Genomic DNA, 15,801 nt, shown 5'->3' on the forward strand with positions numbered 1-15,801 from the left:
CTAATCCTCCTGAGCGATCTGTGCGGTCTGTGTGCTCTGTGCGCTTTGTGTGCTCTGTTGGGTGATTTCCTGCCGCAGTTGCTCGGCGAGCAACTGCGCGGTCGGGTGGTCGAACACGAACGTCGACGACAGCCGTACGGCGGTGGCCTCGCTCAGCCGGTTCCGCAACTCGACGGCGGTCAGCGAGTCGAAGCCCGCCTCGAAGAAGAACGCGTCGGCGGGGAAGCTCTCCGCGGCGGGCAGGCCCAGGACCTGGGCGGCGGTGCCCCTGATCAGCGTCAGCAGCGTCGCCTCCTGCTCCTCGGCGGACAGCCCGGCCAGCCGTACGGCGAGCGGTTCCTCGACCGGCGCCGCGCCGGCCGGGGCGATCGCCGCGCGTCGTACCCGCCGGACGAGCCCGTGCAGCAGATGCGGCAGCGTGCCGTCGGACGCCTGCGCGCGCAGGGCCGTGTAGTCGAGCCGTACGGGTACGGCGAGCGCGGTGTCGCCGTCGCGCAGCGCGGCGTCGAACAGGGCGAGCCCCTCGTCGGTGCCGAGCGGCGCGAGTCCGCCACGGGCCAGCCGCTTGCGGTCGGTCTCGGTGAGCCCGGTCGTCATACCGCCCGCCTGGTCCCAGAGGCCCCATGCGAGGGTGAGCGCGGCCCGGCCCTCGGTGCGGCGGTGGTGGGCGAGCGCGTTGAGGTAGGCGTTGGCCGCCGCGTAGTTGCCCTGCCCGGCACCGCCCATGAGCCCCGACACGGACGAGAACAGGACGAACGCGCCCAACTCCCGGTCCTTGGTGAGTTCATGGAGGTTCCAGGCCGCGTCGACCTTCGGCGCGAGGACGGTCGACAGCCGCTCCGGGGTGAGCGCGGTGAGCACACCGTCGTCGAGTACGCCGGCCGTGTGGACGACAGCGGTGAGCGGCACGCTGTCCGGGACGGTGCCGAGCAGCGCCGCCAGCGCCTCGCGGTCGGTGGCGTCACAGGCCTCGATCCGTACCCGCGCGCCGAGTTCGGTCAGCTCGGCCTTGAGCTCGGCGGCTCCGGGAGCGCCCGGTCCGCTGCGGCTGGTCAGGAGGAGGTGACGGATGCCGTGCGCGGTGACCAGGCGCCGGGCGACGAGTGCGCCGAGGGAACCGGTGCCGCCGGTGACGAGGACGGTGCCGTTCGGGTCGAGGGTCACGGCCGTACCGGTGGTGTTGTCCTCGGTTCCGGTGCCGCCGGTCTGCGGGTGCGGGGCGTGTGCGGCTCCTCGGACGAAACGGGGGACGTATGCCGTGCCGCCGCGCAGGGCGACTTGCGGTTCTCCGGTCGACAGGGCGGCCGGCAGTACGGCCGCCGTGGACCAGTCGGGCGCGTCGTCGTCGAGGTCCACGAGGACGACACGGCCGGGGTGCTCGGACTGGGCGGCCCGCAGCAGGCCCCATACGGCCGAGGCCGCCAGGTCGGTGACGGGGTCGTGTGTGTCGACACCGACCGCGCCCCGGGTGACGGCGAGCAGCCGGGTGCCGTCGAGGGACGGTTCGGCCAGCCATGCCTGTACGACGGAGAGGACGTGCGTGGTGAGCGCGTGCACGGTTTCGGGGCGGTCGCCGGTCTCCTCTGTCGTGCCGGCGACTTCCAGGACGATCAGCTCGGGTGCGGGTGATCCGGCGGCCGTCGCCTTCGCGAGGTCGGCGATGTCCTGCGGGCCGTCGACGGGTACGGCGGCCGGCTCGGCCTGGATGGGGTTCGTGACGGCCTTGTGCCACTCGACTCGGTACAGGGACTCGGCGCCCGGGGTGGGCCCGGCGAGCCGGTCGGTGGCGGCGGGGCGGGCGACGACGGACCGTATGGCGACCACGGGGGCACCGGTGCAGTCCGCGAGTTGGGCGGTGGTGGCGCCGGTGTCCGACCGGACCACGCGGACGCGGATGTGCGGGGTGCCGGCGGCGTGGAGGGTGACCCCGTTCCACGCGAAGGGCAGCATCGTCCGCCCTTCGCCGCCCTCGTGGTCGCCGGTGAGCATCGACGCGTGGAAGGCCGTGTCGAGGAGGGCGGGGTGGATGCCGTAGCGGGCCGCGCCTTCGTGGTGTTCCTCGGGCAGCGCCGCCTCCGCGAAGACCTCGTCGCCCCGTGTCCACGCGGCCGTCAGCCCCCGGAAGACAGGACCGTAGTGATACCCGGCTGCCGCGACGGCCTCGTAGGCGGCGTCGAGGGCGAGCGGCCGGGCGTTCTCCGGCGGCCAGACGGACAGGTCGAAGTCGGCGGGCTCGGCCGTCGTGGTGAGGGTGCCGCTCGCGTGACGCGTCCACGGAATGCCGGGGTCGTCGCCCTCCGGCCGCGAGTGGACGGTCACTCCCGCGTCCGCCTGGACGGCGACCTGGAGTTGGACCGCACCGTGCTCCGGGATGACGAGCGGCGCCTCGATGATGAGTTCGTCGACACCGGCGTACCCGGTCTCCTGGGCGGCGTGCAGCGCGAGTTCGACGAAACCGGTGCCCGGCATCAGGACCGTACCGGCGATGGAGTGATCGGCCAGCCACGGCTGGGACTTCAGTGAGATCACCCCGGTGAACACGGCGCCACCCGAGCCGGGCAGATCCAACTTTCCCTGCAGCAAGGGGTGTTCGGGGGCTGAGAGCCCCGCCGACGTGACGTCGAAGGTCCGGGGTGCCGTGTCCAGCCAGTACGGCTGGTACTGGAAGGCGTAGGTGGGCAGGTCGACGCGCTTGCCGCCGGGGAGGAGGGCCGGCCAGTCGAGGGGGATGCCCCGGGTGTGCAGGACGGCGACGGCGGTGAGGAGCGCGCGGGGTTCGGGGTCGTCGGCGCGGAGGGTCGGGACGCAGGCCGGAGTGCCGACGGTGTCGTTGGCGGCCGAGGTGAGATGTGGGGTGGGGCCGAGTTCGAGGTAGGTGGTGACGCCCTGGTCGGCGAGGGTACGGATGGTCTGCTCGAAGCGGACGGAGTCGCGGATGTGGCGTGCCCAGTAGTCCGGGGTGAGCGGGTCGCCTTCTGCCGCTGTGATCAGTGGGATTCGTGGCTCTTCGTATGTGACGGTGTCGGCGATGGCCGCGAACTCGTCCAGGATCGGGTCCATCAGGGGTGAGTGGAAGGCGTGGGAGACCTTCAACTCCCGTGCGCGGTGGCCCTGTTCGATGAGGGTGTCCCGGATCGCCGCGATGTCGTCGGCGTCGCCGGAGATGACCGTGTTGGTGGGGCTGTTGTACGCGGCTACGGCGGTGCGCTCGGTGAGCAGCTTGGCGACGGTCTCGGCCGGGGCGGTGGTGGTGATCATCGCGCCGCCGGAGGGCAGGGACTGCATCAGGCGGGCGCGGGCGGCCACGAGCTTCGCCGCGTCCTCCAGGTCGAGCACACCGGCGATGTGAGCGGCCGTCAGCTCGCCGATGGAGTGACCGGCCACGTGGTCCGGCCGTACGCCCCAGGACTCGACGAGCCGGTACAGCGCGGTCTCGACGGCGAACAGGCCTGTCTGGGTGTAGAGCGTCCGGTCCAGCCAGCCGTCGGGATCGCTGAACACCACCTCCGCCACCGGGTGCGGGGCGTGTCCGGCGAGATGCCGGTCGAGGGCCGCGCACGCCTCGTCGAAGGCCTGTGCGTACACGGGGAAGGCGTCGTACAACTCCCGGCCCATGCCTGGGCGTTGACTGCCCTGCCCGGTGAACAGCACCGCCAGACGGCCCTGGAGGGGGCTGCCGGTGACGAGGGAGACATGGGTACCGCCCTCGGCCAGGGCATCCAAGGCCGCCCGCGCCTGCTCATGGCCCTCGGCGACGATCACGGCGCGGTCCGGTAGCTGGGCACGGGTCGTGGCGAGCGAGTACCCCAGGTCGAGCAGGGAGTGGGTGCCGTCGAGGTGGCTCAGCAGGCGGCGGGCCTGGCCGGCGAGGGCGGCCGGGCCTCGGGCGGAGAGGACGAGAGGGGTCGCCGGGAGGGGGTGGGGGGTGAGTGTGTCCGGGGTGATGATGTCCGGGATGGTGCTGTCCGGAGCCTGTTCGAGGACGACATGGGCGTTGGTGCCGCTGATGCCGAAGGACGAGACGGCGGCGCGGCGGGGGTGGCCGTTCTCGGGCCAGTCGCGGGCCTCGGTGAGGAGTTCGACGGCGCCTTCCGACCAGTCGACCTGCGGGGTGGGCTCGTCGACGTGCAGGGTCCTGGGCAGGACGCCGTGCCGCATCGCCTGGACCATCTTGATCACACCAGCCACACCGGCGGCGCCCTGGGTGTGGCCCACGTTGGACTTGAGGGAGCCGAGCCACAGGGGCCGGTCGTCGGGCCGGTCCTGACCGTAGGTGGCGATGATCGCCTGTGCCTCGATCGGGTCGCCGAGGGCGGTGCCGGTGCCGTGCGCCTCGACGGCGTCGACGGCGGTCGGGGCCAGACCCGCGTCGGCCAGCGCCTTGCGGATGACGCGTTGCTGGGAGGGGCCGTTGGGGGCGGTGAGCCCGTTGGAGGCGCCGTCCTGGTTGACGGCGGTACCACGGACCACGGCCAGGACGTGGTGGCCGTTGCGCCGGGCGTCGGACAGCCGCTCCAGCAGGAGCATGCCGACGCCCTCCGACCAGATCGTGCCGTCGGCGGCTGCCGCGAACGACTTGCAGCGCCCGTCGGCCGCGAACACCCGCTGCCGGGAGAACTCGATGAACGTCCCCGGACTGCTCATCACGGTCACACCGCCCGCGAGCGCCATCGAGCACTCCCCGGCACGCAGCGCGCGCGTCGCCGTGTGGAGGGCGACCAGCGACGACGAGCAGGCCGTGTCGATGGTCATCGTCGGCCCTTCGAGGCCGAAGAGGTACGCGACCCGGCCCGCGAGCACGCTGCCCGCCGTGCCGAGGCCGAGGAAGCCCTCGACCTCCTGCGGGATCTCGTGCAGTCCCGACGCGTAGTCGTGGTACATCAGGCCGGTGTAGACGCCGACGTCCTCGCCGCGCACAGCGCCCGGGTCGATGCCCGCGCGCTCGAACGTCTCCCAGACCGTCTCCAGCATCAGCCGCTGCTGCGGGTCCATGGCGACGGCCTCGCGGGGCGAGATCCCGAAGAAGGCGGGGTCGAAGTCGGCCGCGTCGTGCAGGAAACCGCCCTCGCGGACGTACGAGGTTCCCGTGTTCTCCGGGTCGGGGTCGTAGAGGGCGTCCAGGTCCCAGCCGCGGTCGGTGGGGAACGGGCCGATGCCGTCCCCGCCGGCCGTCACCAGGTCCCAGAGGTCCTCGGGCGAACGCACCCCGCCGGGCAGACGGCAGGCCATGCCGACGATGGCGATCGGTTCGTCGAGCGTGGGGGTGGGGTTCGTGGTGGGAAGGGACGGGGTGGCGGAGGGCCGATTGTCCGTCAGGTCGAGTTCCGACCAGAGGTGGGTGGTGAGGGTCGTCGGGGTCGGGTAGTCGAAGAGGAGCGTGGCGGGCAGGCGGATCCCGGTGAGGGTGGTCAGCCGGTTGCGCAGTTCCACCGCCGTGAGGGAGTCGAAGCCGATCTCGTTGAAGGCGCGCTCCGCCTCGACGAGGTCGGCCGACGCGTGGCCGAGTACGGCCGCCGCCTCGCCCCGGACGAGGTCGAGGAGCGTGCGCCGCGCCTCCGTCCCGCTGAGCGCGGCCAGCCGGTCGAGGAGTCGTCCGGTGCTGTCACCGGTCGCCGCGTCCGCCGCGCTCGCGGCTCGGCGGGGCGCGCGGACGAGCCCACTGAGGACCTTGGAGAGCTGGTCGCGGGAGGCTCGGCCGCGCAGGGTGTCGTGGTCCAGTTCGGCCGGGATCACGACGGGATGCGGGACGGTCAGTGCCGTGTCGAAGAGCCGGAGGCCGTGGTCGTTCGACAGCGCCACCATGCCGGTACGGCGGATGCGCCGCAGGTCCGCATGGCTCAGCAGGTCCGCCGACTGCTCCCACAGGCCCCAGGCCAGCGCCGTCGCGGGCAGGCCGAGCGTGTGGCGGTGCTGGGCGAGCGCGTCGAGGTAGGCGTTCGCCGCCGCGTAACCGCACTGGCCGGGCGCGCCGAGGACGGTCGCCGTCGCCGAGGAGAACAGCACGAACGCGTCCAGGTCGTCCCGGTCCTTGGTCAGCTCGTGCAGGTGCCATGCCGCGTCGGCCTTCGGGCCGAGGACGTTGGCGAGCTGCGTCGGCGTGTACGTGCGGACGACGCCGTCGTCGAAGACGGCGGCGGTGTGGACGACCGCCGTGAGTGGTGTGCCGGTGAGGAGTGCGGCGAGTGCGTCGCGGTCGGTGATGTCGCAGGCCTCGATACGGACGTTCGCGCCGAGGGCGGTGAGTTCGGTACGGAGGTCGTCGGCGCCGGGGGCGTCCGGGCCGCTGCGGCTGACGAGGAGGAGGTTGCGGACGCCGTGCCCGGTCACCAGGTGGCGGGCCAGCAGTCGGCCGAGCGAGCCGGTGCCGCCCGTGATCAGGACCGTGCCGCTCGGGTTGAGCGCGATGGGTTCGCCGTTGCCGGTCGCCTTGCCCAGGCGCGGTGCGTACAGCTTGCCCGCGCGGAGGGCGAGTTCGGGTTCGCCGAGGGTGCGGACGGTGGCCGGGACATCAGCCGTGGGGCCGTCGGACGCGTCGGACGCGTCGGTGTCGAGGAGGGTGATACGGCCCGGATTCTCCGCCTGGGCCGACTGGACCATGCCCCGGACCGCCGCGGCGGCGAGGTCGGTGACCTGGTCGTCGGGCCCGGTGGCCACTGCCCCGTGGGTGACGACGAGGAGGTGGCTGGCGTCGAGTGCGGGCTCGGCGAGCCAGGCCTGGAGGAAGGCGAGGGCGTGTGTCGTCGCCGCGTGGACGGCCTCGGCGTCCGTCCCTCCTCGTACGTCGAACCGGATGACCGGCGGAGGCACATCAAGGCCTCGCAGGTCCCGCAGGCCTCGTAGATCGTCCGCGCCGGAGACGGTGACGGCCTCCAGTACATCGGTCTCGGAGGTGGTGATCTCCGTCCAGCCGAGCCGGTGGAGGGAGTTCGCCGGGCCCGCTGCCTCAAGCTGCTCGGCGACCACGGGTCGTGCCACCAGCGACTCGACGGTGGCGACCGGGGCGCCGGTGCCGTCCGCGATCTGGGCGGCGGTGGCGTCCCGGCCGGCGGGGAAGATCCGGACGCGGACGTGGGTGGCACCGGTGGCGTGCAGGGTGACGCCGTTCCAGGCGAACGGCAGGAGCGTCGGAGTCTCGTCGCCGTCGTCCCTGCGCGAGGCGAACATCGCGGCATGGAACGACGTGTCCAGCAGCGCGGGGTGGATGCCGTACGCCCCGGCCTCGTCGTCGGGCACGGTGAGTTCGGCGAACACCTCGTCACCGCGGCTCCACGCCCTGCTGAGCCCCTGGAACGTGGGGCCGTAGTGGTACCCGGCGTCGGCCAGCGTCTCGTACGCGCCGTCGAGCGGGATGGGCTGCGCGCCCTCGGGCGGCCAGACAGCGAGGTCGAAGTCCGCCGGGCGGGAGGCCGTTGTGAGGGCGCCGCTCGCGTGACGGGTCCAGGCCGCCTCGGAACCCGAACCGGCGATACGGGAGTGGATGCCGATCGCCCGCCTGCCGTCCCCGGCCGGTGGCTGAACCGTCACCTGGAGCTGGACGGCCACCCCGTCCGGGATCACGAGCGGTGCCTCGATGACGAGTTCGTCGATGCCCGCGCAGCCGGTCTCCTGCGCGGCGTGCAGCGCGAGTTCGACGAAACCGGTGCCCGGCATCAGGACCGTACCGGCGATGGAGTGGTCGGCCAGCCAGGGGTGCGTCCGCGAGGACAGCTGAGTGGTGAAGAGATGGCCGCCGCTGTCGGGCAGTTGGGTCATCGCGCCGAGGAGCGGGTGGCCGGGGGTGGTGAGGCCGAGGCCGGTGGCGTCGAGGGGGGCGTGGTCGGCCGGTACGAGCCAGTAGTCCTGGTGTTGGAAGGCGTAGGTGGGGAGGTCGACGCGTTTGCCGCCGGGGAGGATGGCGGGCCAGTCGAGGGAGGTCCCGCGGGTGTGGAGGGTGGCGAGGGCGGTGAGCAGGGCGTGGGGTTCGCGGTGGTCGGGGCGGAGGGTGGGGATGCAGGCGGTGGTGTCGAGGGTGTCGTTGACCGCCGAGGTCAGGTGCGGGGCCGGGCCGAGTTCGAGGTAGGTGGTGACGCCCTGGTCGGCGAGGGTACGGACCGCCTGCTCGAAGCGGACGGAGTCGCGGATGTGGCGCGCCCAGTAGTCCGGGGTGAGCGGGTCGCCCTCCGCCGCCGTGACGAGCGGGATACGCGGCCGGTGGAAGGTGACCGTGCCCGCGATGGCCGCGAACTCCTCCAGCACCGGGTCCATCAACGGCGAATGGAAGGCATGCGAGACCTTCAACTCCCGGACTCGGTGCCCCTGTTCGGTGAGAGCGTCGCGGATGGCCGCGATGTCGTCGGCGTCGCCTGAGATGACCGTGTTGGTGGGGCTGTTGTACGCGGCGATGGCGGTGCGCTCGGTCAGCAGACCCGCCACCGTCTCCGCCGGGGCGGTGGTGGTGATCATCGCGCCGCCGGAGGGCAGGGACTGCATCAGGCGGGCGCGGGCGGCCACCAGCTTCGCCGCGTCCTCCAGGTCGAGCACACCGGCGATGTGAGCGGCCGTCAGCTCACCGATCGAATGCCCGGCCACCTGGTCCGGCCGTACACCCCACGACTCCACCAGCCGGTACAGCGCGGTCTCCACCGCGAACAGCCCCGACTGCGTGTACAGCGTCCGGTCCAGCCAGCCGTCCGGATCGCTGAACACCACCTCCGCCACCGGGTACGGGGCGTGCCCGGCCAGATGCCGGTCGAGGGCCGCGCACGCCTCGTCGAAAGCTGACGCGTACGCGGAGAAGGCGTCGTACAACTCCCGCCCCATACCGACCCGTTGACTCCCCTGCCCGGTGAACAACACCGCCAGACGACCCTGCACAGGGCTGCCGGTGACGAGTGAGGAATGCGTTCCGCCCTCGGCCAAGGCCTCCAAGGCCGCCCGTGCCCGCGCGTGGTCGTCGGCGACGATCACGGCGCGGTCCGACAGCGGGGCGCGTGTCGTGGCGAGCGAGTAGCCCAGGTCCAGCAAGGACCGCGCGTCGTCCATGTGTGTGAGCAGTCGCCGTGCCTGCGCCGCCAGGGCGGTGCTTCCCCGGGCGGACAACACCAGCGGGGTCACGGGGAGTTCGGCCAGTGCCTGTTCTCCGGCCGGCGTGGACTCCGGGCCCTGTTCCAGGATGAGGTGGGCGTTGGTGCCGCTGACGCCGAAGGAGGAGACAGCGGCGCGACGGGGGTGGCCGGTCTCGGGCCAGGGCCGGGCCTCGGTGAGGAGTTCGACGGCGCCTTCCGACCAGTCGACCTGCGGGGTGGGCTCATCGACATGGAGGGTCTTCGGCAGGACGCCGTGCCGCATCGCCTGGACCATCTTGATCACGCCCGCGACACCGGCGGCGGCCTGGGTGTGCCCCAGGTTGGACTTCAACGAGCCCAGCCACAGCGGCTGTTCGTCGGGGCGGTCCTGGCCGTAGGTGGCGAGGAGGGCCTGGGCCTCGATGGGGTCGCCGAGGGTCGTGCCGGTGCCATGGGCCTCGACGGCGTCCACGGCGGAGGGTTCGAGGCCCGCGTTGGTGAGGGCCTGGCGGATGACGCGTTGCTGGGAGGGGCCGTTGGGGGCGGTGAGACCGTTGGACGCACCGTCCTGGTTGACGGCAGAGCCTCGTACGACCGCCAGGATGCGGTGGCCGTTGCGTCGGGCGTCGGACAGGCGTTCAAGGAGTACGACACCGACGCCCTCCGACCACCCGGTGCCGTCCGCCGAGGCGGCGAACGACTTGCAGCGGCCGTCGGCGGCGAGTCCGCGCTGGCGGGAGAACTCGGTGAACGCGCCCGGTGTCGACATCACCGTCACACCACCGGCGAGCGCCATCGAGCACTCCCCCGACCTGAGGGCCTGCGACGCCATGTGGATGGCGACGAGGGACGACGAGCACGCGGTGTCGACCGTGACGGCGGGGCCTTCGAGGCCGAAGAGGTAGGCCACGCGCCCGGACAGCACACTGCCGGAGGTGCCGAGGCCGAGGAAGCCCTCGATCTCCTGCGGGATGCGCCGGATGCCCGCCGCGTAGTCGTGGTACATCAGGCCGGCGAAGACCCCGACGTCCTGGCCTCGTACGGTGCCGGGGTCGACGCCCGCGTCCTCGAAGGTCTCCCACACGGTCTCCAGCAGCAGCCGCTGCTGCGGGTCCATGGCAAGTGCCTCGCGTGGGGAGATCCCGAAGAAGACCGGGTCGAAGGCGGGCGCCTCGTGGAGGAAGCCGCTCTCGCTGACGTACGTCGTGCCGGGCTGGTCGGGGTCGGAGTCGAAGAGGGTGTCGAGGTCCCAGCCCCGGTTGGTGGGGAACGGTGTGATGCCGTCGCGGCCGGTGGCGACGAGGTCCCAGAGGTCGTCGGGGGACGTGACGCCGCCGGGGAGGCGGCATGCCATGCCGACGATGGCGATCGGCTCGTCGAGTCGTACGGTCGTCCCGCCCTTCGCCCTGGCTCGGCTGCCGGGGCTTGTCGCGCCCTCGGCGGTGAGCTGGAGGCGCAGATGGGTGGCGAGTGTGGTGGGGGTCGGGTAGTCGAAGAGGAGGGTGGCGGGCAGGCGGATACCGGTGAGGGTCGTCAGCCGGTTGCGGAGCTCCACCGCGGTCAGGGAGTCGAAGCCGATGTCGGTGAACGCGTGCTGGGCGTCCAGGTCGTGGGCCGAGGCGTAGCCGAGGACGGTCGCCGCTTCGCCGAGGACGGCGTCGAGGAGGACGCGCTGGGCCTCGTCGTCGTTCAGCCCGACGAGCCCGGCGGCGAGGGCCGTGGCGCCGGTGGCCGCGTCGCCGGAGTTTCCGGCCTGCCGGGTCGTTCGGCGTACGAGGTTGCGGAAGAGATGGGGCAGCGTTCCGTCGGCGGCCTGGGCGCGCAGTGCGGCGTGGTCGAGCTTCGTGGTGACGGGGGTGGCGTCGGTGGTGGCGAGCCCGGTGTCGAAGAGGGCGAGGCCTTCCTCGGGTGTGAGCGCGGTGATGCCGCCCCGGGACATGCGCTGGGTGCTGGCGCCGTCCAGGTGGTCCGTCATGCCGCCGGTCTGCTCCCACAGGCCCCAGACGAGGGAGGTGGCGGGCAGTCCGGCCGCGCGGCGGTGGTGGGCGAGGGCGTCGAGGTAGGTGTTGGCGGCGGCGTAGTTGCCCTGGCCGGGGCCGCCGATGAGTCCGGCGAGGGAGGAGAAGAGGACGAACGCCTTGAGGTCGCCCCGGTCCTTGGTCAGCTCGTGGAGATGCCAGGCCGCGTCCGCCTTCGGCCGCAGGACCGTGGCCAGCCGTTCGGGGGTGAGGGCGGTGATCACGCCGTCGTCGAGCACACCGGCCGTGTGGATGACGGCGGCGAGCGGAGTGGTCCCGGGGATCGTGCCGAGGAGCCGCGCCAGTGCCTCGCGGTCGGTGATGTCGCAGGCCTCGATGCGGACGTCGGCGCCCAGGGCGGTCAGGTCGGCGTGGAGATCGTCGGCGCCGGGGGCGTCGGGGCCGCTGCGGCTGACGAGGAGGAGGTTGCGGACGCCGTGCCCGGTCACCAGGTGGCGGGCCAGCAGACGGCCGAGCGAGCCGGTGCCGCCGGTGACGAGGACGGTGCCGGTGCCGGTCTCATCGTCGGCGTCGGTGTCGGTGTCGGTGTCGGAGGTGTTGGGGGCCGCTGCTTCCGGGGCGGGGGCCTTCGTGAGCCGGGGTGCGTGGAGAGTGCCCGCGCGGAGGGCGAGGTGGGGTTCGCCGGCGGTGAGCGCGGAGGCCGGGATCGCGGTCACGTCCGTACCCGGGGCGAGGTCGAGGAGTGTGATGCGCCCCGGGTTCTCGTTCTGCGCCGAGCGGATCAGACCACAGGCGGCGGCGGTGGCGAGGTCCGTGAGCGCGTCGTCGTGGCCCGTGGTGACCGCGCCGCGGGTGATGACGAGGAGGTGGGTGTCGTTGAGGGCGGGTTCGGAGAACCAGGCCTGGAGGGCGGCGAGGGTGTGCGCGACCTGGGCGTGGACGGCGGCGGGAGTGTGGTCGTCCGTCCCGGCTGCGAGTTCGAACAGGGCGGTCGAGGGGGCCTCGCCCGCCGCCAGTCGGTGGACGTCGTCGGCCGAGGTGACGGGGACCGCGTCGAGGTATGCGCCGCTGTCTGTGCCGCTCGGGTCCGTCGGCAGTGCGACCCACGCCGGCCGATAGCCGGAGTCGGCAACGGTTCCGGCCCCGGCCGGGACCTGGTCGTCGGAGAGCGGCAGCAGCGCCAGCGCCTCGACGGAGAGTACGGGGGCGCCGGTGCTGTCGGCGAGTCGGAGGGTGACGCGGTCGCCGCCCGGGGACGTCATGCGTACGCGCAGCCGTGTGGCCCCGGTGGCGTGCAGCCGTACGGCACTCCACTCGAACGGCATGAGCGTACGACCGGACGCGGCTCCCGAACCCGAGCCGGGCTCCGCCCCGGCGCCGAAGGCCATCGCGTGCAGCGCCGGGTCGAACAGCGCGGGGTGGATGCCGTACTCCGCCGCCGCCTCGTGATGGTCCTCGGGCAGTTCGATCTCGGCGAACGTCTCCTCGCCCCGGATCCAGGCCGCGCGCAGGCCCTGGAAGGCGGGGCCGTAGTCGTAGCCCGCGCCGGTCACCCGGTCGTAGATGCCGTCCACCGACTGCGGCTCGGCGCCCTCGGGCGGCCAGGTGGTGAGGTCGAAGTCGGCGGGCCGGGCGGTCGTCGTGAGGGTGCCGCTCGCATGGCGGGTCCACGGGGCGTCGGGGTCGGCGTCGGCGGGCCGGGAGTGGATGCTGACGGCCCGGCTGCCGTCTCCCACACCGCTGCCTCTGCCACCGCCGCCCTCCGTCGGCTGGACCATGACCTGGAGGTGGATGCCGCCGCGCTCGGGGATCGGCAGCGGTGCCTCGATGACGAGTTCCTCGATGCCCGCGCAGCCGGTCTCCTGCGCGGCGTGCAGCGCGAGTTCGACGAAACCGGTGCCCGGCATCAGGACCGTACCGGCGATGGTGTGATCGGCCAGCCAGGGCTGTGACTGCCGGGTGAGATGACCGGTGAGGACGACGCCTCCGGCGCCCGGGAGGTCCAACCTGCCGCGCAGCAAGGGGTGTTGGGGTGCCATGAGTCCGAGGTCGACGGCGTCGGAGGCGGCTCGGGTGGCGTCCAGCCAGTAGCGCTGGTGTTGGAAGGCGTAGGTGGGGAGGTCGACGCGTTTGCCGCCGGGGAGGATGGCGGGCCAGTCGAGGGAGGTTCCGCGGGTGTGGAGGGTGGCGAGGGCGGTGAGCAGGGCGTGGGGTTCGCGGTGGTCGGGGCGGAGGGTGGGGATGCAGGCGGTGGTGTCGAGGGTGTCGTTGACCGCCGAGGTCAGGTGCGGGGCCGGGCCGAGTTCGAGGTAGGTGGTGACGCCCTGGTCGGCGAGGGTACGGACCGCCTGCTCGAAACGGACGGAGTCGCGGATGTGGCGCGCCCAGTAGTCCGGGGTGAGCGGGTCGCCCTCCGCCGCCGTGACGAGCGGGATGCGCGGCCGGCGGAAGGTGACCGTGCCCGCGATGGCCGCGAACTCCTCCAGCACCGGGTCCATCAACGGCGAATGGAAGGCATGGGAGACCTTCAACTCCCGGACTCGGTGCCCCTGTTCGGCCAGCGTCTCCCGTATCGCCGATATCTCCTCGGCGTCGCCTGAGATGACCGTGTTGGCGGGGCTGTTGTACGCGGCGATGGCGGTGCGCTCGGTCAGCAGACCCGCCACCGCCTCCGCCGGAGCCGTCGTCGTGATCATCGCGCCGCCGGAGGGAAGGGACTGCATCAGACGGGCGCGGGCGGCCACCAGCTTCGCCGCGTCCTCCAGATCCAGGACACCGGCGATGTGAGCGGCCGTCAGCTCACCGATCGAATGCCCGGCCACCTGGTCCGGCCGTACACCCCACGACTCCACCAGCCGGAACAGCGCGGTCTCCACCGCGAACAGCCCCGACTGCGTGTACAGCGTCCGGTCCAGCCAGCCGTCCGGATCGCTGAACACCACCTCCGCCACCGGGTACGGGGCGTGCCCGGCCAGATGCCGGTCGAGCGCCGCGCACGCCTCGTCGAAAGCTGACGCGTACGCGGGGAAGGCGTCGTACAACTCCCGCCCCATACCGACCCGTTGACTCCCCTGCCCGGTGAACAACACCGCCAGACGACCCGCCACGGTCGTCCCCGTCACGACATCGGGGTGGGTCTCGCCCTCGGCGAGAGCGGCCAGGGCCTCCCGTGCCTTTCCTCGGTCGTCCGCGATGACAACGGCGCGGTCGGAGAGGCGGGCCCGGGTGGTGGCCAGTGAGTGACCCAGGTCCAGCAGGGACTCGGGGGTTTCCATACGTGTCAACAGCCGCCGTGCCTGGGCGGTGAGCGCCGACCGTCCTCGGCCGGAGAGCACCAGCGCCGTGACCGGAGGCTCGACGGCGGCCTCGGTCTCGGCGGCTTCCACCTCCGGTGCCTGTTCGAGGACCACGTGGGCGTTGGTGCCGCTGACGCCGAAGGACGAGACGGCGGCGCGGCGGGGGTGGCCGTTCTCGGGCCAGTCGCGGGCCTCGGTGAGCAGTTCCACGGCACCCGCCGCCCAGTCGACCTGGGGCGTCGGCTCGTTCACGTGCAGGGTCTTCGGCAGGACGCCGTGCCGCATCGCCTGGACCATCTTGATCACGCCCGCGACACCGGCGGCGGCCTGGGCGTGGCCGATGTTCGACTTCAGGGAGCCGAGCCAGAGGGGTCGGCCGTCGGGGCGGTTCTGGCCGTAGGTGGCGAGGAGGGCCTGGGCCTCGATGGGGTCGCCGAGGACGGTCCCGGTGCCGTGGGCCTCGACGGCGTCGACGTCGGTGGAGGTGAGCCGGGCGTTGGCGAGGGCCTGGCGGATGACGCGTTGCTGGGAGGGGCCGTTGGGGGCGGTGAGACCGTTGGAGGCACCGTCCTGGTTGACGGCGGAGCCTCGTACGACCGCCAGGATGCGGTGGCCGTGGCGCTGGGCGTCCGAGAGGCGTTCGAGCAGCACCACGCCCACGCCCTCCGCCCAGCCCGTACCGTCCGCCGAGGCGGCGAAGGACTTGCAGCGGCCGTTGCGGGCGAGTCCGCGTTGGCGGGAGAACTCCAGGAAGGCGTTCGGGGTGGTCATGACGGCGACGCCGCCGGCGAGCGCCATGGAGCACTCGCCCGCGCGCAGGGCCTGCGCGGCGAGGTGGATGGCGACGAGGGAGGACGAGCAGGCGGTGTCGAGGGCGACCGCGGGGCCTTCCAGCCCGAGGGTGTAGGCGATACGGCCGGAGAGGACGCTGTTGGAGCCGCCGGTGAGGAGGAAGCCCTCCAGTCCCTTGGGCACTTCGGCGAGCCGGCTCAGATAGTCCTGGTACGAAACGCCGGTGAAGACGCCCACGTCCGCGCCCCGCAGCGAGGTGGGGTCGATGCCGGCGTGTTCGATGGTCTCCCAGGTGGTCTCCAGCATCAGCCGCTGCTGCGGGTCCATCGCGAGGGCCTCGCGCGGTGAGATGCCGAAGAAAGCGGGGTCGAAGTCGGCGACGTCGGCGAGGAATCCGCCGTCGCGGGCGTACGACGTGCCGGGGTGGTCGGGGTCGGGATCGTAGAGCTTGTCCAGGTCCCAGCCGCGGTCGGTCGGGAACGGGGTGACGCCGTCGCGGCCGTTCGCCACGAGGTCCCACAGGTCGTCCGGCGAGGCGACACCACCCGGCAGTCGGCACGCCATGCCGACGATCGCGACCGGCTCGTACTGCTGCGCCTCGAGCTCGGAGATGTGCCGGCGCGCCTGATGCAGGTCCGCCGTCACCCGCTTGAGATACTTGACAATCTTCTCGTCGTTGGCCATTTCTGC

1 protein-coding gene is annotated in these 15,801 nt (G+C 72.6%); it reads right to left on the reverse strand.

Annotated elements, in window-relative coordinates:
* The gene (locus tag STRIP9103_RS52860) at positions 1-15,795 is read right to left on the reverse strand and encodes a type I polyketide synthase (protein WP_009324865.1); all 15,795 of its coding nucleotides are present in this window, start codon (positions 15,793-15,795) and stop codon (positions 1-3) included.
* Positions 15,796-15,801 lie beyond the last annotated feature (6 nt).

Source organism: Streptomyces ipomoeae 91-03, assembly GCF_000317595.1.
In the GTDB taxonomy this organism is placed as follows: Bacteria; Actinomycetota; Actinomycetes; order Streptomycetales; family Streptomycetaceae; genus Streptomyces; species Streptomyces ipomoeae.

Bases quoted from the DNA above. Each gene is read 5' to 3' on its own strand.
- STRIP9103_RS52860 (WP_009324865.1), bottom strand. From the start codon at position 15,795: ATGGCCAACGACGAGAAGATTGTCAAGTATCTCAAGCGGGTGACGGCG.